General features: G+C 73.6%; 15 protein-coding genes. 5 read left to right on the top strand and 10 right to left on the bottom strand.

Features of this window, described 5'->3' with window-relative positions:
• Positions 1-20: 20 nt before the first annotated feature.
• The 4 genes from WME79_RS42040 to WME79_RS42025 form a co-directional block, all read right to left on the bottom strand.
• Complete coding sequence (locus tag WME79_RS42040; protein ID WP_437526893.1) at positions 21-1,607, bottom strand: hypothetical protein; 1,587 nt, start codon at positions 1,605-1,607, stop codon at positions 21-23.
• Positions 1,565-1,948 (bottom strand): hypothetical protein, encoded by a 384-nt coding sequence (locus tag WME79_RS42035; RefSeq protein WP_437526890.1) that lies wholly within the window; start codon positions 1,946-1,948, stop codon positions 1,565-1,567. Before WME79_RS42035 ends, WME79_RS42040 begins: the two co-directional genes overlap by 43 nt.
• The gene (locus WME79_RS42030; RefSeq protein ID WP_437526887.1) at positions 1,948-4,413 is read right to left on the bottom strand and encodes an Hsp70 family protein; all 2,466 of its coding nucleotides are present in this window, start codon (positions 4,411-4,413) and stop codon (positions 1,948-1,950) included. Before WME79_RS42030 ends, WME79_RS42035 begins: the two co-directional genes overlap by 1 nt.
• 168 nt (positions 4,414-4,581) lie before the next feature.
• A complete protein-coding gene (locus tag WME79_RS42025) occupies positions 4,582-5,739 on the bottom strand; it encodes a CAP domain-containing protein (RefSeq protein WP_437526884.1) in 1,158 nt (385 codons plus the stop codon).
• 105 nt (positions 5,740-5,844) lie between these two features.
• On the opposite strand from WME79_RS42025, the gene WME79_RS42020 reads away from it, so the two are divergent.
• The 3 genes from WME79_RS42020 to WME79_RS42010 all read left to right on the top strand — a co-directional run bounded on the left by WME79_RS42020 (position 5,845) and on the right by WME79_RS42010 (position 10,096).
• Positions 5,845-7,317 (top strand): MlaD family protein, encoded by a 1,473-nt coding sequence (locus WME79_RS42020; protein ID WP_437526882.1) that lies wholly within the window; start codon positions 5,845-5,847, stop codon positions 7,315-7,317.
• Positions 7,318-7,446: 129 nt separating this feature from the next.
• Positions 7,447-9,072, top strand: coding sequence for a multiheme c-type cytochrome (locus WME79_RS42015; protein ID WP_437526879.1), 1,626 nt, complete (start codon positions 7,447-7,449; stop codon positions 9,070-9,072).
• Positions 9,073-9,178: 106 nt separating this feature from the next.
• The gene (locus tag WME79_RS42010) at positions 9,179-10,096 is read left to right on the top strand and encodes an alpha/beta fold hydrolase (RefSeq protein ID WP_437526876.1); all 918 of its coding nucleotides are present in this window, start codon (positions 9,179-9,181) and stop codon (positions 10,094-10,096) included.
• Between the two features lie 107 nt (positions 10,097-10,203).
• Here WME79_RS42010 and WME79_RS42005 read toward each other — a convergent pair whose 3' ends face one another.
• The 3 genes from WME79_RS42005 to WME79_RS41995 all read right to left on the bottom strand — a co-directional run bounded on the left by WME79_RS42005 (position 10,204) and on the right by WME79_RS41995 (position 14,615).
• A complete protein-coding gene (locus tag WME79_RS42005) occupies positions 10,204-12,171 on the bottom strand; it encodes a hypothetical protein (RefSeq protein WP_437526874.1) in 1,968 nt (655 codons plus the stop codon).
• 132 nt (positions 12,172-12,303) lie between these two features.
• Positions 12,304-12,909, bottom strand: coding sequence for a hypothetical protein (locus WME79_RS42000; RefSeq protein ID WP_437526871.1), 606 nt, complete (start codon positions 12,907-12,909; stop codon positions 12,304-12,306).
• Positions 12,910-12,971: 62 nt separating this feature from the next.
• Positions 12,972-14,615 (bottom strand): AMP-binding protein, encoded by a 1,644-nt coding sequence (locus tag WME79_RS41995; RefSeq protein WP_437526868.1) that lies wholly within the window; start codon positions 14,613-14,615, stop codon positions 12,972-12,974.
• 62 nt (positions 14,616-14,677) lie between these two features.
• Between WME79_RS41995 and WME79_RS41990 the strand changes: the two genes are divergently transcribed.
• Positions 14,678-15,457: a biopolymer transporter ExbD gene (locus WME79_RS41990; protein WP_437526866.1), complete on the top strand. Its 780-nt coding sequence runs from the start codon at positions 14,678-14,680 to the stop codon at positions 15,455-15,457.
• Between the two features lie 987 nt (positions 15,458-16,444).
• Positions 16,445-17,464: a tetratricopeptide repeat protein gene (locus tag WME79_RS41985; protein WP_437526863.1), complete on the top strand. Its 1,020-nt coding sequence runs from the start codon at positions 16,445-16,447 to the stop codon at positions 17,462-17,464.
• Between the two features lie 3 nt (positions 17,465-17,467).
• On the opposite strand, the gene WME79_RS41980 is transcribed toward WME79_RS41985, so the two are convergent.
• The 3 genes from WME79_RS41980 to trxB are packed head-to-tail and all read right to left on the bottom strand — an operon-like array spanning position 17,468 to position 20,079.
• The gene (locus tag WME79_RS41980; RefSeq protein ID WP_437526860.1) at positions 17,468-18,007 is read right to left on the bottom strand and encodes a DUF2085 domain-containing protein; all 540 of its coding nucleotides are present in this window, start codon (positions 18,005-18,007) and stop codon (positions 17,468-17,470) included.
• A 1-nt stretch (position 18,008) separates the two neighbouring features.
• Complete coding sequence (locus WME79_RS41975; RefSeq protein WP_437526857.1) at positions 18,009-19,109, bottom strand: uracil-DNA glycosylase family protein; 1,101 nt, start codon at positions 19,107-19,109, stop codon at positions 18,009-18,011.
• 10 nt (positions 19,110-19,119) lie between these two features.
• The gene (gene trxB / locus WME79_RS41970; RefSeq protein ID WP_437526854.1) at positions 19,120-20,079 is read right to left on the bottom strand and encodes a thioredoxin-disulfide reductase; all 960 of its coding nucleotides are present in this window, start codon (positions 20,077-20,079) and stop codon (positions 19,120-19,122) included.
• Between the last annotated feature and the right edge of the window lie 76 nt (positions 20,080-20,155).

Genomic DNA, 20,155 nt, shown 5'->3' with positions numbered 1-20,155 from the left:
ATCGGGCTCTCCGTCCCGCGTCACACGCCGCACTCGACGTTGCCGCGCTGGAGCCCCGCGAGGCGCGAGTCGCCGAGCGCCTCGGCCTCGGCGAGGAGCCACCGGAACATCGCGTTCGCGATCACCCGCTCCTTGCGCGTGTTGAACAGCCAGACGGCCGCGTGGCACACGTCGGCGTGCAGCTTGGGGAACGCGAGGCGGCGGAACTCCACGCCGACGAGCACCGCCGCGGCCTCGTACTGCGCGCGCAGCGACGTCCACTCGCGCCACTCCGAGAGCGGCGGGAGCTCGCGCCGCTCGTCGACGCGGCGGCGCAGGGCGTCGCACGCGATCTCCACCTCGGACAGGAGCTCGTCCCGGAGGCGCCGGCGCGTGCGGCCGATGGTCGCGCCGAGGTCGTCCCACGCCGCGCGCGGCACGCGCGCCGCGCGCAGCGTCGCCGCGAGGTCCTCCTCGACCGCGCGCGCCAGCGGACCGAGCGCCGCCTGCGCCCCCGAGGCGCCGAGCGACGCCGCCCGCTCGCGGAGCTCGGCCTGCGCGCGCTCGTCGTCGAGCGCCGCGTCCCACGCGCCGCCGAGCCGCCTGAGGTCGTCGCCCGAGACCTGGTCCCGAGGCCGGAGCAGCAACGTGGCGTGGAGCAGCACCGCCCGGCTCCACAGATCGCCCTCGGCGACCTTCGCGGCGCAAGGCTCGGGCGCCTCCGGCTCCGGGCGCGGCGCGCCCGCGCCCGCGGCCAGGGCCCGACGCACGAGCGGGAGCGTGGCGCGGCGATGGGGCGCGATGAGCCAGCGCAGCCAGAGCCCGAGCGCCCCCGGCGCGGGCTCTTCGCCGAGCAGCCGCGCGGCGACGGCGCCGAGCAACGAGATCGCCCGGCCGCCCCCCACGCACGCGTATCCGGACACGGCCGTCCAGTCGCCGCGGGACGCCGCTTCTGCGGCGAGCCAGCCCGCGGCGATGCGGCGAGCCTCGCTGGGGCAGGCGCGCTCGTCCAGGCTGCCGACGCTGTCGAAGAGCGCCCGCGCGCCCTCCGCGTCGCCGCGGTGCGCCGCGAGCATCGCGCCGGCGGCGATCCCCGCGCCGCGGAGCGGATCCGCGCTCACCGAGGAGGGCGCGGGCGCCGCGCCGGTACGCTCGCCGGCGCGCTCGATCCGCTCGCTGACCCAGGCCCCCACCGCGGCGTCCGGCTTCCTCGCGCGGCAGAGCGCCCACGCGGCCGCGAGCGCCGCGCCGCCGCGCCGGTCGGCGCGAAACGTCCCGTCCGACAGCGACGCGATGAAGTACGCGGCGCGCGGCAGCCCGAGCGGGATGATCACGTGGCGAACGAAGGGCCAGGGGGCCATGAGCAGCGCGAGCGGCGCGAGCGGCACCGCGCACCAGAGCTGACCCCCGGCGAGCGCGAGCGCGAGGAGGATCGCGATCGGCACAAAGACGAACAGCACGACGACGTTCCAGAGGCCCACGCCGAGCATCGCGGGGCGCGGCGCCGCCCCGGGCGAGGCCTTCCGCGCGGCCGCCTCGCTGATCACCCGCACGACGACGGCGAGGGCCAGGAGGACGCCCCAGGTCATCTCGCCCTCCAGCCGAGCGCGGACAGCGCCTCGGGCCACGGCGCGCGCGGATCCTCCCCCGGCGGCTCCGGCGGCGGCAGCTCGCCGAGGTCGTCGTCGAGGTCGTCCTTCGGCGGGGGACTCGGGTCGAGCCGCGCCCAGACCTCGTGCGCCAGGCGGCGCTCCGGGTCCCGCAGCGCCGCCATGGCCTGCCGCACCTTGTCGGCCGTCCGCGCGCCGGGGCCGACCGGCGTCGGGTACGCCGCGGCGCTCGCGAGCTTCAGCTCGAGCATCCCGAGCAGCTTCTGCCCCTCGCGCTCGATCTCCGCGCGGCTCGCGCTCGGGCGCAGTCCGAGCACGTAGAACGGGTTGTCGCGGATGCGGCCGATCGCGTCGTCCATCACCGCACCCCTGACTCGTGGCCGAGCCTGCGCTTCTGCGCGTCGACCGGCAAGAGGCGCCAGAGCTCCTCGGTGATCGTCCTGAGCGCCGCCGTGTCGCCGCGCTCCGCCGCGCCGCGCCCGTCGCGCACGAGCCGCTGCGCGCGGACCAGATCCGAGGCCTGGTGCGCCTCGGAGGCGGCGTCCTCGAACATCCACACCCACGCCTTCGGGTGGCGCTGGAACGCCGCGCTGCTCAGGTTGCGGACCAGCCGGAGCTGCCGCTGCAGCTCGATCTGGTTCTTCTCGGCGCGCGCCCGCGCGACGCCCTGCGCGGCCTCCTCGAGGAGCGCCTTCTCGGTGCTCGAGCCGAGCTGGGAGATCCACGTCGACGCGCTCGCGACCGCGGCCTGGGCCTCGGCCTCGAGCTCCGGCCAGCGCTTGTCGGCCTCGGCCTGCTCGAGCAGGACGTCGAGCTCGAGCAGCGCGCGCCGCGCCTTCTGCCCCGCGTCGGCGTCGCCGCCGCGCGCCGCGGCGGCGTCGCGCTCCACCTCGGCGAGCGCGCACTCCACGTAGGTGACCTTGCCGAGCGCGTGCGGCGCGTCCCTGCGCAGGGCGGCCTCGCGCACCGTGGCGAGCCGCTCGCGCATGGCCGCGATCGAGGCGTCGAGCACCTCCGGCGCCGCCTCGGGGACGAGGAGGTGCGCGACGCGCTCGAACACGAGCCCCTGCGACGGGATCAGCGCGCGCGCCGAGAGGTGCCCGCCCCGATCGAGCTCGAGCGTCAGCTCGATCGCCGAGCCCGCGGGCAGGGTCGCGGTGAGCCCGCTCCCGTCGATCTCGAGCGTCCCGACCACGCGGCAGAGGTGGGCGACGTCGAGCTCGCCCTGCACGACGGGGATCTTCAGCACGCACGCGCTGGAGCCCTTCGGGACGCTCTCCACGCTGTGGTGCACGAACGTCCGCCGGGCCGGCAGCGGCGCGCCTCGCTCGAAGTAAACCCGCACGGAGTTGTCCGCGAGCGCGACCCCTATCGTGCGCGACAGCGGCGGATCGCCGATCGTGAGCCCCTGGACGATCGTGATCGTCTGCGGGTGCACCGGCACCCTCGCGCCGCCGGCCGCGCTCGCCTCGATGTTGAACACGTTCGGCCGGCGCGGGAGCAGGTCGACGGTCACCACGAACGCCCCCTCGGCGTCGAGCGGCGCCTCGGCGCTCGTCCACCCGTCGCCCTCGCGCGCGAGCCGGATCCGCTCGGGCGCGGCCCCTGGCCCCTCCATGACGCGGCCGACCACGTGGGGCGTGAGGTCGCTCGACATGGCCGGGTACTGGAGCCAGAGCCGGCGACCTTCCTCCTTGGGCCGCGCGCCCGAGGAGGAAGCCCGCGCGTCGAGCCCCGCCGTCGCCGCGTAGATCGCGGCCCCCTGCGCGACGAGGGTCATCGGGTCGAGCCCCTCGCCGAAGGGCGCGCCGAGCGCGTCCCGGACGCGCTCGCGCAGCGCCGGCATCACCGTCGGCCCGCCCACGAGCACGACGCGCGCGAGCTGCGACGCGTCGTGCCCGTGCGCCGCGAGCAGCCGCCGGCAGACCTCGATCGAGCGGTCGATGATCGGCGCGCAGAGCGCGTCGAGCGTGGACCTCTTCAGGACCAGGTCGACGTCGACGGGCGCGCCGTCCACCTCGAACGCCGCGGGCACCGCGAGCGCCGCTTCGTCGGCGCGGGTGAGCTCGATCTTGATCTCCTCGACCGCGAGCTTGAGCTTGCGGAGCGCGGCGGCGTGCCGCGGGTCGGCGCGGCTCACGGTGACGCCCTGGGTGCGCCCGATCTCGGCGAGCGCCCAGTCGACGATCGCCCAGTCGAAATCGCGCCCGCCGAGGAAGTTGTCGCCGTCGTGCCCGACGACGCGCAGCAGCCCGTCGCGCGTCTCGAGCAGGGAGACGTCGAACGTCCCGCCGCCGAGGTCGTAGACGAGCCAGCTGCCCGTCGACTCCTCGACCGTCCAGCCGGCGGCCAGCGCCGAGGCCACCGGCTCCTGGATCAGCTCGACGCGCTCGAACCCCGCGCGCCGCGCCGCCTCCGACGTCGCCGCGCTCTGGGGCAGCTCGAAGAGCGCGGGCACGGAGATCACCGCCGAGGCCGGCAGGACCCCGAGGTGCTCCGCGACGTCGGCGCGCAGGGAGCGCAGCACCTCGGCGGCGAGCTCCTCGGGCTTCTTCGCGACCTTCGCCGCCGCGAACCCGATCGGCTGGGCCGTCCCCATCAGCCGCTTGAACTCCGCGCGGGTGTTCTGCGGATCGCTCTCGAGGAACCGGCGCGCGCGCGCGCCGACCGTGATCGTCCCACGCGCGTCGATCCGCACCACGCTCGGGGTGAGCGTCGCGCCCTGGGAGTTCCTGACGAGGGTGACCTTCTCGCCGTCGAAGGCGGCCGCGGTCGAGTTCGTGGTGCCGAGGTCGATGCCGACGTAAAGCGGGCGTGCTGCCATCGCTCGCAAGGATACACGCGCGGAACGGCGGCCGCCCGGTGAGGCATGGAACACACCCGGCGAAGCGCCCGCGTGGCGCCTCGCCGCGAGCGCCCGCCCGCCGCAAGGCGCGTCCGCCCTCGGGGTACGGGAACAGCGTACGTCAGCGCAGCGCCGCGACGTCCGCGGTCACCCTGCGAACAGCTGCGTCACCCAGACCCGGCCGGTCGGGTCGCGCACGACCGCCACACCGCTCCTCCGGTAGCGCCGGTCGAGCAGGTTGCCCCGGTGCGACGGGCTCGCCCAGATCGCGCGGTGCGCTCCCTCGGTCGTGCCCGAGCTGGCCACGTTCTCCCCCGCGATCGTGGCCTCGTACCCGGCCGCCCTGAGGCGCGCCGCCGGATCGCCCGAGCCCACGTCGTGGCCCACCATCTTCGCCTTGATCATCTCCTCGGAGTGCGCCCGCGCCAGCGCGGCGAGCGCCGCGTCGCGCGCGAGCGCTGGCAGGCGCTCCGACGCCCGCGCGGCGTTCATCATCCGCAGCATCGCGTCCTCGTCGCCCTGCGCCCCCTTCGCGGCCTCCTCGCCCGGCGCTGCCGCGCGGACGAACCGGCCCGGCGGAGCGCTCCCCGCGAAGATCATCGCCTCCAGCACGGGCCTCGGCCCGGTCGACACCGTGGCCAGCACCTGCACAAGCCAGCTCCCCGGCTGGTCGACCGCGAAGCTCGAGCGGAGCCGCGCGCCCGACAGGGAGCTCAGCACCGTCTTGGGCGCGCCCCGTGGCCCCAGCAGCACCACCTTCGCAGCGGTCGCCGGGACCCGCATCGTCCCTTCGAGGGTCACCCATTGCCCTACCCGCGCGGTGGTCGGCAGCGGCGACAGGTCCGCGAGCGCGTCCACCCCGATCGCGGACACGATCACCGTCCCGTCCGGCTTCTTCGCCTGGGCCACCCCACATCGCCGCACCCCGAGGGTGGTCCAACCCGAGAGCCACCCGTCGATCCGCGCCCCGATCTCCGCCGGCCCGAGCCCTCGGCCGGAGATGGACCATCCCCTCGGCCAGGCGTGCGGCGCGCCGGCGGCGCGCAGCGTGAACGCGAGCTCGTCGGGCGGCATGATCTCCCCGCCCTGGAGCTGTCGCTCGACGTTGCGCTGGGCGACGGCGGCGAGCGCCGTGTCCGCGCTGCCGCAGTGCGCCGCGAGCGCGGCGATCTCCGGCGAGACCGCCTTGGGGGGTTGTGGCGAGCGCGTTGTCGCCTCCCACGTCAGCGCCGGCGGCTCCGCTGCCGCCACGCCCGCGGAGGTGAGCGCCGCGCCGAACACCCCGCTGGCCCACCATGACCGCATTCGTCTCGGCTAGCAGGTTTCCCGCCCCGGCGCTTGTTCACCTGCAGCGCCGCGAAAGCCGCGCGGTCCCGCGGGCGGCTCGTGCTACCGTGGCCGTCGCGCAGCATGGCTGAGGTCTCCAAGGCCGCGAAGGTCGGCGTGATGACGATCGTGCTCGCGGGCGCGGCCTACGGTGGGTACCGCTTCGTCTCGCGCGACGTCGGCGGCGGGAACGGCTACCGGGTCTGGGCCACGCTGCCCGACGCGATCGGCGTATCGCCGCAATCGCGGGTGATGATCTCGGGCATCCAGGTCGGCGTCGTCGACAAGATCTCGCTCTACAACGGCCAGGCGCGCATCGACATCAAGATGAGCCCCGACGTCCCGCTCTACGAGGACGCGGCCATCGGCAAGCGCGCGACGAGCCTTATCGGCGAGTCGTTCGTCGTGCTCTCGCCCGGCACCGAGGGCAAGCCGCGCATCCCCGACGAGGGGAGGGTCCTCTATTACATCGATGAGCCGACGATCCAGTCGATGCAGGGGCAGGTCTCCGAGATCCTGAAGGACGTCAAGACCGTCACCGAGACGCTGAAGAACACCGTCGGCTCCGAGGGCGGGCAGGAGCGGCTCGCGCAGATCCTCGACAACCTCGCCGAGGTCACCGAGCAGATGAACGCGACCGTGCGCGAGAACCGCGCGGGCGTCACGGAGACGATCAACAACATCAACCAGATCACGGGCGACTCGGGCCCGCGCCTGCGGGAGATCCTGCGCAACGTCGAGCAGGTGAGCCGCGACATCCGCATGATGACGGCCGCGGCCGAGGTGCCCGGCAAGAACGGGCAGCCCGGGGAGCTCCGCAGCGCCGCAGAGCGCGTGGGCCGCGCGACCGAGAGCCTCGAGTCGGCGCTGAAGCACGTGGACAGCGTCGCCGCGCGCGTCGACCGCGGGGAGGGGACGCTCGGCCGTATCACCCGGGACGAGACGCTGATCAACGAGGTCGAGACGGTCGTCGAGAACGTCGGTGAGCTCGTCGGTGGGCTCAACCGGTTTCAGACCGTGGTCGGGCTGCGGACCGACTACAACTTCCTGGCGAACACCGTCAAGAGCTACGTCGAGCTCAGGCTCCAGCCGGCGGAGGACAAGTATTACGTCTTCGAGCTGGTGAACGACCCGCGCGGCAAGACGGACTTCCAGCAGATCGACGTCGACACGACCAACCCGAACGAGCCCGCGCACTACCGCGAGGTCCGCACGATCACGACGAACGCCTTCCGGTTCTCGTTCCAGTTCGCGAAGCGGCTCGGCCCCTTCACTGGCCGGTTCGGCATCAAGGAGTCGACGGGCGGCCTCGGCCTCGATCTCCACCTGCTCGACGACCGGTTCGAGCTCCGCCAGGACCTCTTCGGCTTCGGCGAGGAGCTGTCGCCGCGCTGGCGCGTCGCGCTCGCGTACGAGTTCATCCGGAAGCTGTGGCTGCTCGGCGGGATGGACGACATCCTGAACGCCGATCGCCGGGATTACTTCATCGGCCTGCAGCTCCGGTTCAACGACGCGGACCTGAAGACGGTCCTGCCCTTCGCTCCGTCGAGCTTCTGATCGCGCTCCCGTCTTCTCGGCGCGGCCCCGGCGGTGCGGCGCGGCCCGGGCGGTGCGCCCGAGCCCCTGTGCTATAGCGCGAGCATGAAGCGCTCGCTTCTTCACGGAGTGCGTCGCGGATACGCGCTCTTGATCCCCTTCGTCGCGATCTCCGCGGCGGCCTTCGCTTCGGCCTGTCAGGGGTGCAAGCTCCCTGCGACGGCCGCCGTGAGCGCGGACGCGGACGTGGACGCGAACCCGAACAGGCCGACGGTGCGGCTCTACGTGCTCAGCACCGTGGCTGGCGCTCTGGAGCCGTGCGGTTGCACGAAGGATCAGCTGGGAGGCATCGACCACCTGGCCGCCCTGATCGAGGCCCAGCGCGGCGAGGCCCCGGAGCGGCTCGTGGTCGGCGCGGGGCCGCTGCTCTTCACGGACCCCGAGGTGAAGCCGGAGCGCACTTCGCAGGACGCGTGGAAGGCCGAGGCGATGGCGCTGGCGGCGAAGGACATCGGGCTGACGGCGTGGGCGCCTGGCGAGAACGACTGGGCGCTCGGCGCGGAGGCGCTCGGCAAGTACCAGGAGCAGTCCGGGGCGTTGCTGCTCGGCAAGAACCTCGAGGGCGCGAAGGGCGTCCAGGGCGTCGTCGTGCGCGACGTCTCCGGCGTGAAGGTGGGCCTCATCGGCGTGAGCGACCCGAAGGGCCGCTCCGGCGCCTATCCCGAGGGCGTCAAGCCCGGCCCGGCGATCGACGCGATGAAGGCGGGCGTCGAGGAGGCGAAGAAGCAGGGCGCGAGCGTCTTCGTGGGGCTCGCCGCGCTGCCCAGGGGCGAGGCGCTGCGGCTCGCGGACAACGTGCCGGAGCTGCACGTGCTGGTGCTCGGCAAGCCGAGCGAGCGCGGCGACGGCAACGACGGCCCGAAGCCGCCGGAGATCATCGGGTCGACGCTGGTCGTGGAGACGCCGAACCACCTCCAATCAGTGGCGGTCGTGGATCTCTTCGTTCGAGGCGGCGGCAGCGGCCCGCTCGTGTTCGCCGACGCGGGCGGCGTCGCGAAGGCCGGGGAGCTCATCAGCCTGTCGGAGCGGATCCGGGAGCTCGAGATCCGCCTCAACGGCTGGGAGGGCGACAAGCGGGTCGCGGCGAAGGACATCGAGGCTCGGAAGGCGGATCTCGAGAAGCTCCGGGCCGAGAAGGCGCAGATCGAGGCGGCGGAGACGAAGGTGACCGGCAGCTTCTTCCGCTACAGCTCGGTCGAGGTGCGCGAGAAGCTCGGGGCCGACAAGGACGTCGCCGGGCAGCTCCTCGCCTATTACAAGCGGGTCAACGACCACAACAAGCAGGCCTTCGCGGATCGCGTCCCCGAGAAGCCGGCGAAGGGCGAGGCCAGCTACATCGGCATCGACGCCTGCACGAACTGCCACGACGAGGAGCGCAAGGTCTTCGACGGCACCGCGCACGCGCGCGCCTACGCCACGCTGCAGCAGGATTTCAAGGAGTTCAACCTGGACTGCGTGAGCTGTCACGTGACCGGGTACGGCAAGCCGGGCGGCTCCACGGTGACGCACAACGCCTCGCTGCAGAACGTGCAGTGCGAGGAGTGCCACGGTCCCGGCTCGCTGCACGCGAAGGATCCCGAGAAGAAGGGGCTCATCGTGCTCTCGCCCCCGCCCCAGAGCTGCGTCACGCAGTGTCACCACTCGCCGCACGTGGAGGGCTTCGAGCCCATGTCCAAGATGCAGCTCATCCTCGGCCCCGGGCACAGCAGGTACTGAAAGAGGGGGCGCGACGGCAGCCCTCTCCTTCTGGTTCCTCTGGTTCTGGGCTGCTCCTGGGCTGCGGCATTCCCGCGCCGTTTCGATCGCGCTACGGAATGCGCCTGTGACGAACGTCCACGCCGTCGTCTCCCGCCTGGGCCCGGTCGAGAGCGCGATCCTTGCGGAGCTCACCGCGGGCGCGCCGCCGTTCGCGGTGCACCGCCGCGCCGCGCTGAGCTCGACGCTCCGCTACCTGGAGGGCGGCAGCGGCTCGCCGGTGGTCCTCCTGCACGGCCGCGGGAACGCCGCGACGACGTGGTTCCCGCTGCTCCCCGAGCTCGCGCGGCGCCACCACGTCGTCGCGGTGGATCTTCCCGGATTCGGTCACGCGTCGTCTCCGCCCTTCGGGGGCGGGGGCTTCGAGGAAGGCCTCCGCTTCTTCGCCGATCCCGTGGAGGAGCTCCTCCTCGAGCTGGATCTCGGCGACGCCGCCCTCGTCGGCCACTCGCTCGGCGCGCTGGTCGCGGCGGAGATCGCGCTCCGCAAGCGCGCGCGCCCGCGGAAGCTCGTGCTCATCGGCGCGATGGGGGTCGGTCCCGTCATGACCGCGTGGAGCCGCGCCTATTTCCGCGCCCCGCCGGAGCGCCTGGTGCGGGTGCTCGGCCCTGCGCTCTTCCGCCGCATCCATCCGCCGCGGCCCACCCCGCTGGGCGAGCGTCTGGCCGCTTTGCACAGCGAGTTTTACGCCGTGCCCGACGGCCGGGTCGCGCCCGTCGCCGCGTTCAACGCGCTGTTCCCTGCCGTCGGCGCCGTTCCCCACCGCCTCCCGCGGCTCGGCGAGATCGACGCGGAGACGCTGGTGCTCTGGGGCGAGCGCGACGACGTGTTCCCAGCGCCGATCGGCATCGCTGCGGCCGCCGCGATCCCTCGGGCCACGCTGCGCATGGTGCCGCTCGGGCACGCGCCCCATCTGGAGGACTCGGCGCTCGTCCTGCCGGAGCTCACCGCGTTTCTCTCGGCCGGAGCAGCCTCATCCCCGTAGCCCGCATGCGGTGGCGTGACGCCGCCGTGCCGTCCAGGAGGGGAGGATTGCGTTCTGGGATGGGAGGATCGCGGTCGGGGATGAGAGGATCGCGGTTCGGGGGCCGCTCAGTGCATGCCGCCGACGAGCCACGCCTGCGCCGGGACGAGCACCTCTTCGGGCGAGCCTCCGCCCTGCGACGCCGGGCCGGTCGCGCTGCCGTCTCCCATCGGTGTCATCCGGAACCCGTGGTCGCCGAACACGAGCAGCAGCGTGCGCGGCGGCAGGCTGGCCATGAACCGCGCGATCACATCGGAGACCTCCTCCGCGATGGCCTCGATCCGCTCGGCGAACGGCGGCCCCGCGGCGCGCAGGCGCGCCTCCACGAGGTCGAGCTTCATCAGCTCGCGCGACCCGACCCGCTCGCGCCGCAGCGTCGCCACCGCGCGTCCGCGGGCGATGGCGGGCTCCGCCTCGCTCGGGGGCATCGTCTCGCGGAGCCCATCCGGCCCGCGGGCGAGCAGCGAGATCTGCGCGGTCGTCGTCGGCGGCAGCGCCGCCCAGAGGAGCGATCGCTCCACCAGGATGGCCCGATCCACCAGGATCTCCTTCAGATGCGCGGCGACCCGTTCGCCGAGGTCGAAGCGCATCGCGTCCACGAGCAGGAGCTTCACCCCGCGCGCCCCGTTGAGCCGGGCGATGCGGGCGGCGATGTCCGGCGCATCGAACACCATGGGCGGCCGCTTGCCGGTCACCCGCAGCGCCGAGAACGCCTCCCGGTAGCTGTGCTCGAAGCTGGTCCTCCAGCTGTCGACAACGCCGCGCACCGCACCGTCCGTCTCGCCGGCGAGCGTCGCGCCGAGCAGCGGCGTGTAGTGCGTCGCGAACAGCTGCTCGATGACCCGGACCGGCTTCGGGCCGCGGGCGTTGTCGAGCTCGACGGCGAGCGCACGCCACTCCGCCGCGCTGAGGACCCGGTCGCGCGGCGCCTTCCGCTCCCGCCGCGCCTGCGGGGGCGCGTCGGCGTCCGCCTGGGCCGCGTCAGCGTTCGGCGCGCTCGGCGCGGCCTCGTGCGCCCCTCGCGGTGGCCTGAGCGTCGTCCCTGCGCCGTGCTCCTCGTGCGGCGCACCCGGCGCGGCGGCCGGCGCGCTCGGCTCGGCGCTGGCGGGCGCCTCGTCCGTGCCGGGCGGCGTGCTCGCGCCCGGCGCCCGCGCCGCGACGGCGCTCCTCCCGGCGACGGCCGCCGGCGCGTCCGCGCGGCGGATCCTCGAAGAGCGGGGGGGCAGCACGCCGCGCAGCCGTCCCTCCGTCCGCCCTTCGGCGGAGGCGGGCGATGCAGAGGCTCCATGCGTCTCGGGGGCCGTCGGCTTGGCCTGGAACGCCTCGTCCGGGGCTGTCGGCCCGGCCTGGAGCGCGTCGTCCAGCGCTGTCGGTCCGGCCGGGAGCGCTTCGACCGGAGCTCTCGCTCCGGCGCTCGGCTGCGCCAGCCCGACGGGGCGCTCCTCCCCGCGCGCCGCGAGGCTTCGCACCTGCCCGCGCGGGGACATGGTGGAGATGGCGCCGTACCCGTCGCACGTGCTCCTCTCGACGAGGTCCGCGAGGGGCACCGGCGCGAGCACCTGCGCGGACCTGTCGTCCGCGTCGAAGACGAGGGCGACGGGCGCCTCGCGCGCCGCGCCGAGCCAGGCGAGGAGCGTCGCGCTGTCGTCCGGGTGGAGCGCGCGCGGCGAGGCTGCGCGCCCGCCCGCGAGGCGCGGCAGGGCGACGGCGAGGCCCGCGGCGCCGAGCGCCCTGGCGCGGAAGATCTGGTCGGCGATCACCACCTCGACCGGCGCGCCTTCCTGGACCCGCGGCGGCAGCGCGCCGCGCAAGGCCAGCGCGAGCTCGACGGCCTCCTCGATCGTCTCGCGGAGCTGCCCGTCCGGCGCCGCCGGGGCGCTCGCCCAGAGGAAGCGCTGCGACCTGAGCTCGCGCTCGGAGTCGGCGCCCTGCCCGCTCGGGGCGAAGCGGGCTGTGCCGCACGGGGGCGCAGGGGGGGACGTCGGTCGGCCCTCCTCGGAGGCGGAGTCGAGGCGGGAGACAGGATCGAGGCGCATCGCGCGGGACCCTCGCAGAGCTCGCGGAAATGGGCCAAGTTTCGGCGAGCGAGCGCGCGCGTGACTGCCGACCGCGCCGGTCGCGGCATCAGCGGGCCGCGCGCGAGGCCGCGGCGGGTCTCGGGTGGGGGCCTAGCGGGACTCGCGCGCGGTCTCGGCCATGAGGGCGAGCAGGGAGCAGGCGATGGCGAACCGGGCGTCGATTCGGCCCTGGTTCATCGACAGGTCGAGCGTGAACTCCTTCACGAAGAACCGGAACACCTGCTTCACCTTCGCGACTTCCTGCTGCTGGAGCTCGATGTGCCACTTCCCGACGAGGAGCGGGAACATGCGGCGGAGCAGCGCGGCGCCGTCCTCCTGCATCAGCCCGACCGGCTGATCTGCGGGGTCGAGGATGTCCCAGGTGTCGCGGACGATCGATTTGAGCCCGCGCGACCGGATGGTGCCGACGCGCTCGCTGGTGCGCGCGTCGAGGACGTCGAGGCACCTGTTGAGGGCGATGACCTGCCGCGAGCGGATCGTGAGCAGCGGCTGCGACTCCGACTCGTCTGCAAAGAGGGTGAACTCCTCACGCAGCTTGAGCAGCGGGTGCTTGACGAAGCAGACAAGGGAGCCGTCGGGCGCATAGACGTGGAACTTGCGGCCGAGCAGCGACCAGAAAGGCCGCTTGATCGTGTACGTGGGGTGCGAGAACGGTTGAACTGCGAGGCCGCCGTACGCGGCTTGGGCTTGGACCATGGGGCTGGCAGTCTGCATTGGCGTCGAGTAGGCCGGAGCCGAGCGCGTCGGTCAAGCGGCGACTACGGCGTGTCTACCGCGTGAGCCGGGCCGCGCTCGTCGGCGGCAATGCCCGCTGCGATGGTCTTCACGAGCTCTGGTTTGACGACCTTGCCCATCGCGTTGCGCGGCAGGGCCCGCACGACGATCGACTCGCGTGGGACCTTGTAGGGCGCGAGGCGCTCCTTCGCCCAGGCGCGGAGCGGTCCGGTGGCGCACTCCGCCTCTCGCCCGGGCGCGGCGACGACGACCGCGACGACGCGCTCTCCCCACGCCTCGTCAGGGAGGCCGATCACCGCGACCTCGGCGATCGCGCCGTGCTCCCGCAGCGCCTCTTCGATCTCGAGCGCGGACAGCTTGTACCCGCCGCTCTTGAGGATATCGACCGAGGTCCGCCCGAGGAGCCGGAAGCACCCGTCGCTGGAGCGCTCCGCGACGTCGCCGGTGCGGAACCAGCCGTCCTGGAAGGCCGCGGCGGTGGCGTCCTCGCGCCCGAGGTATCCCTTGAAGACGCTGGGCCCGCGGATCCAGAGCTCGCCTCGCGCGACCGCGGCGCCGCCGCGCGGCGCTGGCGGGTCGCCCGGCGGTTGTTCACCCGGCGGTTGTTCACCCGGGGCCCACGCGTTGCCCGCGTCGTCCGTGATGCGGGCCTCGACGGTCGGCAGCGGGAAGCCGACCCAGCCTGCCCGCCGCGCGCCTGGATCGAGCGGGTTGCTCATGCCGACGCCGATCTCGGTCATCCCGAAGCGCTCGAGCGGGATCGTGCCGGTGAGGTCGCGCCAGCGCTCGGCGAGCGTCACCGGCAGCGCCGCGGAGCCGCTCGTCGCGAGCCGCAGGGCCTGCGCCCCCGCGGCGAAGCCGGGCGCGCCGCCCCGGTCGATGTGCTCGAACAGCCGCTGGTACATGGTCGGCACCGCCATGAACGACGTCACCGAGCGGCGCGCGATCTCGGCGGCGACGCGCTGGGCGTCGAAGCGCGGCAGCATCCTGGTCGCGCTGCCCGCGAGCAGCGACGTCATGAGCGCGATGACGACGCCGTGGAGGTGGTGCAGCGGCAGCGCGTGCAGCAGCATGTCGTGATCCGAGAAGCCCCAGGCCGCGCGCAGGAGCTCCGCCTGCACGGCCAGGTTGCGGTGCGTGAGCAGCGCCCCCTTCGGCTTGCCGGTCGTGCCGCTCGTGTAGAGCAGGAGCGCCGGATCATCCGCGGCGATGTCGGAGATCGCCGCGTCTCGCCCCGGGGCGGCGCGCTCGAGGTCCTCCACGCGGAGCACGGCGCGGCCCGGCGCGATCGGGGCGGCCACGGCGGTGAGGTCGCCGTCGGTGATGATCCGCCGCACGCCGGCGTCGCTCGCGAGCCACTCGAGCTCTGCCGGCGGATAGAGCGCCGACAGCGGCAGCACGATCCCGCCGCCGAGGAGGGTGCCGAGGAAGGCCGAGACCCACGCCGCGCCGGGCGACACGAGGAGCAGGATCCGCTCCCCCTCCAGGGAGCTCGGGCTCTCGGCCTCACCCGCGCCGCGCCGCGTGCCGCCGGCGAGCAGCGCGCCGCGGATGCGGAGGGCTCGCTCCAGGAGCGTCGCGAAGGTGGTCTGCCCCCGCTCGTCCTCGACGGCGGTTCGGGCGGACGAGCCGAGCTGCGCCAGCCGGTCGATGAGCGGGGAAGCCATCGCGCGAACTCTCGCACAGCGGAGGTGCGCGGAGCCAGGCCGGTTGGTTACACTGCCGCGCCATGAGAGCTTCCTGCCTCCTTTTCAGCGCCTCGCCGCGCCTCGCGGTCGCCGCCGGCCTGATCTTGGCCGCGGCGGCGTGCGAGAGCGCGCCGAAGCCCTCCGAGCCTGGCGCGGCCGCCACGGCGGCCCCGAGCGTCGAGGCGCCTGTCGCGCCGCCGAAGCCGAAGGGCATGCCCGAGCTGCTCGTCGACTCCATGGGCCCCTACATCGGCGGCCAGCGCGTGGATCTGGCGCAGAAGGAGGGGCCCGAGAAGCTGACGAAGGCGATCCGCGAGCTGCCGATCGAGGGCAAGCCCGTGACGCTGCTGGCCGACAAGAGGGCGAAGCCGGCCGCTGTCGCCGCCGTCGTGACGGAGCTCGGCGCGGCGGGCGCGCCGAAGGTCGTCATCAAGACCGACGGGCGAGACGACCTCCCGAAGGAGATCACGGTGGTCCCTGAGGGGCGCGTGTCGAAGCCCCCTTCCTGTGCCGTCAGCACGATGGTGCTGAAGGACCTCGCCACGGCGATCTGGCCGTTCGGCGGCGGCATGGGCAAGAAGCAGCGCAAGGGGCTCGCCGGCCCGGATCTGTCGAACACCGGCGAGCAGCTCACGAAGGACATCGCCGCGTGCAGCGCGACGGTGGCCTTCTTCTCGGCGGACGACGAGGTGCCCTGGGAGATGGCGCACAACCTGGCGGGCACGGTCATGGCTTCCGACGCGAAGAAGAAGCTCGACACGCTCGTCCTGCTCCGCGCTGCCCCGGTCGCGGGGCGGCCGGTGCAGCTCGGTGGAGGCTGACGTGCGTGGCGCCGGGGGGCTCCATCGCCTGGATCGCCGTGCCTTCAGGGCGCACCGGCTGCAGCGGGCAGCGCGTGCGCTCGGTGCGCATTTTTGCGGAGGGGCTGTCGAACGCGGTGGGGCGAGATCGCGTGTGTGCTCGTTCGAGCGCGGGTAGGGTTGGCTGGGGTGACCGCGGCACGATCCGGCACACGCGGTGGTGCTGCGAAGGCACGGAAATGCGCGGGCGAGCGCTCGCCGTTGGGGTCGGCCTGGATCATGAATAGGGCGAGTCGCCGGTCCCCTGCGCCATCGGGGGCGTGACAATCACGGGAGGATGGTTCGGACATGTCGAAGCGACTTCTTGGATCGGCCCGCGCGAACAGGGGCCGAAGTCTCCGTCCCCGGGCTTCCCAGCCGCGGGTGTCGGCGGCGCCTGAGGGGCCGGCCGTCGCGACCAGGGACTCCGCGAGCCCGGTCGCGAGCGGCTCGGACGTCGTCGCCGAGGAAGCTGAGTGTTCCGTGGCTCCTGCGCTGGCCGCCGGCGCCGCGGACGATGCTCCCGCTGTGTCGCCGGCTCTCGAGGCGCCCGCTGCACCGATCGTCGCGGAGGTGGCCGCGGCTGCGCCGGTCGCCGAGGCTGCGCCGGTCACCGAGGCTGCGTCGGTCGCTGAGGCAGCGCCGGTCGTTGCGGCTGCGTCGGTCGCTGAGGCTGCGCCGGTCGCTGAGGCAGCGCCGGTCGCTGAGGCAGCGCCGGTCGTTGCGGCTGCACCGGTCGTTGCGGCTGCACCGGTCGTTGTGGCTGCACCGGTCGTTGTGGCTGCACCGGTCGTTGTGGCTGCACCGGTCGTTGTGGCTGCATCGGTCGCCGCGGCTGTACCGGTTGCTGAGGCTGCGCCGGTCGCCGCGCTTGCGCCAGCGTCCGAGGCGCTCGCCGCGCAGCGCGCCGTTCCACGCGACACGGACGATGCGGACCCTGACAAGGCGCTGGAGCACGACCCGTTGAGCATGGCTCCACAAGCCGGCGCCCTGAATCAGCCGGGTGCCCTTGCGTCCCCGCCCGACGAGCTTGCGTCCGACGCGGATGCCCTCGATCTGATCGACCCTTCCTCGCCCACAGCGGCGTTCTTTCGGCGTGATGAAGAGGAGTCGTTCCCGCCGCTCGCCGAGGTGGCCAGCGGCCCCGACGATCACGCTGACGAGCGCCTCGTTGTGGTTCATCAGCTGTCGCCCGAGACCCTCGCCCGGCGGGCGCGCCTTCGTCGGATCGTCGCGGCGGTCGCGGGGCTCGCCGGCGTGATCTCCGTGGCGGTCGTCGCCAAGGCGGTGTTCTCGAGCAAGCCGTCCTCGCCTGCGCCGGTCGCGATGGCCGCGCCGGCTCCGAAGCCAGCGCCCGTCGAGACGAAGCTCCTGGCCGCGGCGGGCGCTCCCTCTCCGGCACGGGCGAAGACGCCTGCGCAGACCGAGTCGGCGCTGACGGAGCTTTCTGCAAAGGGGGCCGGCGCCGTTCCCGAGCCGGTGAAGGAGGCGGCCGACGCGGAGAAGGCCGCGGCGGAGAAGGCCGAGGCAGAGAAGGCCGAGGCAGAGAAGGCCGAGGCAGAGAAGGCTGCGGCGGAGAAGGCTGCGGCGGAGAAGGCCGAGGCGGAGAAGGCCGAGGCAGAGAAGGCCGAGGTAGAGAAGGCTGCGGCGGAGAAGGCCGAGGCAGAGAAGGCCGAGGCAGAGAAGGCTGCGGCGGAGAAGGCCGAGGCAGAGAAGGCCGCGGCGCCGGCGGCCGGCGCCGCGGACGCGGGCAAGCTGAAGAAGGAAGCGCTGAGCTTCCTCAACCGCGGCCGGTACAAGGACGCGATCGAGGCGTCCCGCGCGGCCATCGCGGTCGATCCGAGCGACGCGCTGCCCTATCTCTACCTGGGCTCGGCGCTCCAGGACACGGGCAAGTGGAAGGACGGCCTCGCCGCGTACAGCGATTGCGTTCGCAACGCCACGAAGGGTCCCGTCCACGAGTGCAGGGCCATGGGCGGCCGCAAGTAGCGCTTAGCGCGGGCGGCGAGCGAGCTGCGCGAGGAACGCCGCGGCGGCGGCATAACCGAAGGCCACGCCCGTGGCGAGGCGGCTCGCATGCCAGACGGGGCGCAGCCCGAGGTCCTGGGTCGCCACGTCGACCGTCATCAGCGCGGCGAGGGCGATGAGGATCGGGCGCCACGCCGTCATCGCCAGGCGAGGGCGCGCGATCGCGGCGCCCGCCGCGAACCCGGCGAAGATGCCAGCGCAGCGACTGCAGAGCGGCATGACGACGCCGTCGAGCGCGAGGGAGCGCTCGGGCATCCGGTGGCACATCGGCGCGAAGACACGATCGAGCGCTGCGCCGAGCTCCCCGAGCGGCGCGCGGCTCCGCGCGAGGGGGAGGCACCAGGGCAGGGCGCCGAGGAGCACCAGCGCGCAGCGCACGATCGATCGCAGCGAGGGCTGCTCGGCCGGGCTCGATTCGTCAGGCGCCTGCGGCTCGGCGCCTGCGCCGACGGCGGCGGGGACCTGCGCCACCGGCTGCCCGCGCCCAGAAGCGCGCGCGGCCACCTCAGCCTCTGTCGGGCGCGCTCTTGCCGAGGTGGCGCATCACCTCTTTCAGGTCGCTCCAGACCTCTCGCTTCGCGCTCGGCTGGCGCAGCAGGTAGGCCGGGTGGAACGTGGGCATGATCGGGATCGAGCCCTTGTAGAGCTTCCACGTGCCGCGGAGCTTCGTGATCCCCTCGCTCGTCCCGATCAGCCCCTGCACCGCGGTGGCGCCGAGCGCCACGATCACCTTCGGCTTGATCAGCGCGAGCTGAGCCGTGAGGTACGGGCTGCAGGCCGCCATCTCGGCCGGCTCAGGCTTCCGGTTCTTCGGCGGCCGGCATTTCACGATGTTGCAGATGTAGACCTCGTCGCGGTGGTACCCCATCGCCGCGATCATCTTGTCGAGCAGCTGCCCCGCCGCGCCGACGAACGGCTGCCCCTGCAGGTCCTCTTCCGCCCCTGGCCCCTCGCCGACGAACACGACCTCGGAGCTCGGGTCGCCGCGCGAGAACACCGTGTGGGTGCGGCCCTCGTGGAGCGGACACTTCTGGCAGGTGCGGACCTCCTCCGCGATGAGCGAGAGCCGCGCCGCGCGCTCCTCCTTCGTGTCCGGCAGCGTTGCGCTCGCGCGTGCAACCGTATCCGCGCGAGGTGCCGGTGCGGCGCTCACGGCAGGCCGGGGTGACGGCTCGGGACCCCGCTGCGCCTGCGTCGGCGACCACGCCCCCTGCGACTCGGGGCCGCCGCGCTGCTCGGGACGCGGGGAGGCGCCCGCAGCGCTGCCACGCTGCTCCGGATGCGGCAGAGGGGCGCTCGCGGCGGCTCCGCGCGGCTCCGGATGCAGAGGGGCGCCCGCAGCGCCACCGCGCGGCTCCGGCGGCGAGAACGCCGCGCCGCTCCCCCCTCGCGCCACCGGCGGCGAGGGCGCATCCTGCCCGGAGAAGCCGCGCTCCGGCCGCCGAGGCGCCGGCGGAGCGCCGTCCGAAGACGCCGCGCCCAGCGCCTCGTGGAGCGCTGCAGGGTGGCCCGGCATTCCGTCCGCGCCGGTCGCTGCGTGCCATTCCAGGAACGCCCGGACCGAGGCGGTCAGATCGGCGAGCTCTTCGCGCAGCGCTTCGACCATGGTCGTCCCCTCAGTGGCCGCCCTGCTGCGCGAGCCAGCGCTCCGCGTCGAGGGCGGCCATGCAGCCCGTGCCAGCGGCCGTGACGGCCTGGCGGTAGTTCCAGTCCTGCACGTCGCCCGCGGCGAAGACGCCCGGGATGTTGGTGCGCGTCGAGCCCGGCACCGTCTTCAGGTAGCCGTTCGGGTGCGTGTCGAGCTGCCCGACGAAGAGATCGGTCATCGGCGTGTGGCCGATCGCGACGAACAGCGCCGCCGCCGGCACGAGGTGGCTGTCGCCCGTCTTCGTGCTCTTCACGCGGACGCCCGTCACCATATCGGCCTTCACGTCGAGCACCTCCTCCACCACGTGGCTGTAGAGGATCTTGATCTTCGGGTTATCGACCACGCGCTGGACCATCGCCTTCGACGCCCGGAACTCGTCGCGGCGGTGCACCAGCGTGACGCTGCTGCAGAGGCCGGACAGGTAGGTGGCCTCCTCCATCGCCGTGTCGCCGCCGCCGACGACCACGACGTCCTGGCCGCGGAAGAGCGCGCCATCGCAGACCGCGCAGGCGCTGACGCCCTTGTTCTTGAGCTTGTCCTCGCTCTCGAGGCCGATGTAGTTGGCGCGCGCGCCCGTCGCGATCACGACCGCCTTCGTCAGGTAGAGCGTGTCCTCCACCCACACCTTGAAGGGGTGGCCCGTCAGCTCGACCTTGGTCACGTCCGCCGTCACGATCTCCGTGCCCTGGTGGGCGGCCTGATCGCGAAAGCGCTGCATCAGCTCCTGGCCGGTGATCTTCTCGGGGAAGCCGGGGTAGTTCTCGACGTCGGTCGTGAACATGAGCTGGCCCCCCGGGATCAGGCCGCCGGCGCTGAAGCCCTCGATGAGGAGCGGCTTCAGGTTGGCGCGCGCCGCGTAGATGGCGGCGGTGAGCCCGGCGGGGCCGGAGCCGATGATGACCAGGTTGCGGACGTTCGATTCACTCATGGTGGAGGCATCTTATAGGCGCGACCGCCTTCCGCGTCGACCGCCCCGGCGGTCCGGCGCGCCTCCGCTGCGCCGC

The sequence above is a fragment of the Sorangium sp. So ce726 genome (genome assembly GCF_051521405.1).
In the GTDB taxonomy this organism is placed as follows: Bacteria; Myxococcota_A; Polyangia; order Polyangiales; family Polyangiaceae; genus Sorangium.
This window is presented reverse-complemented; position numbering and strand designations above follow the sequence as displayed.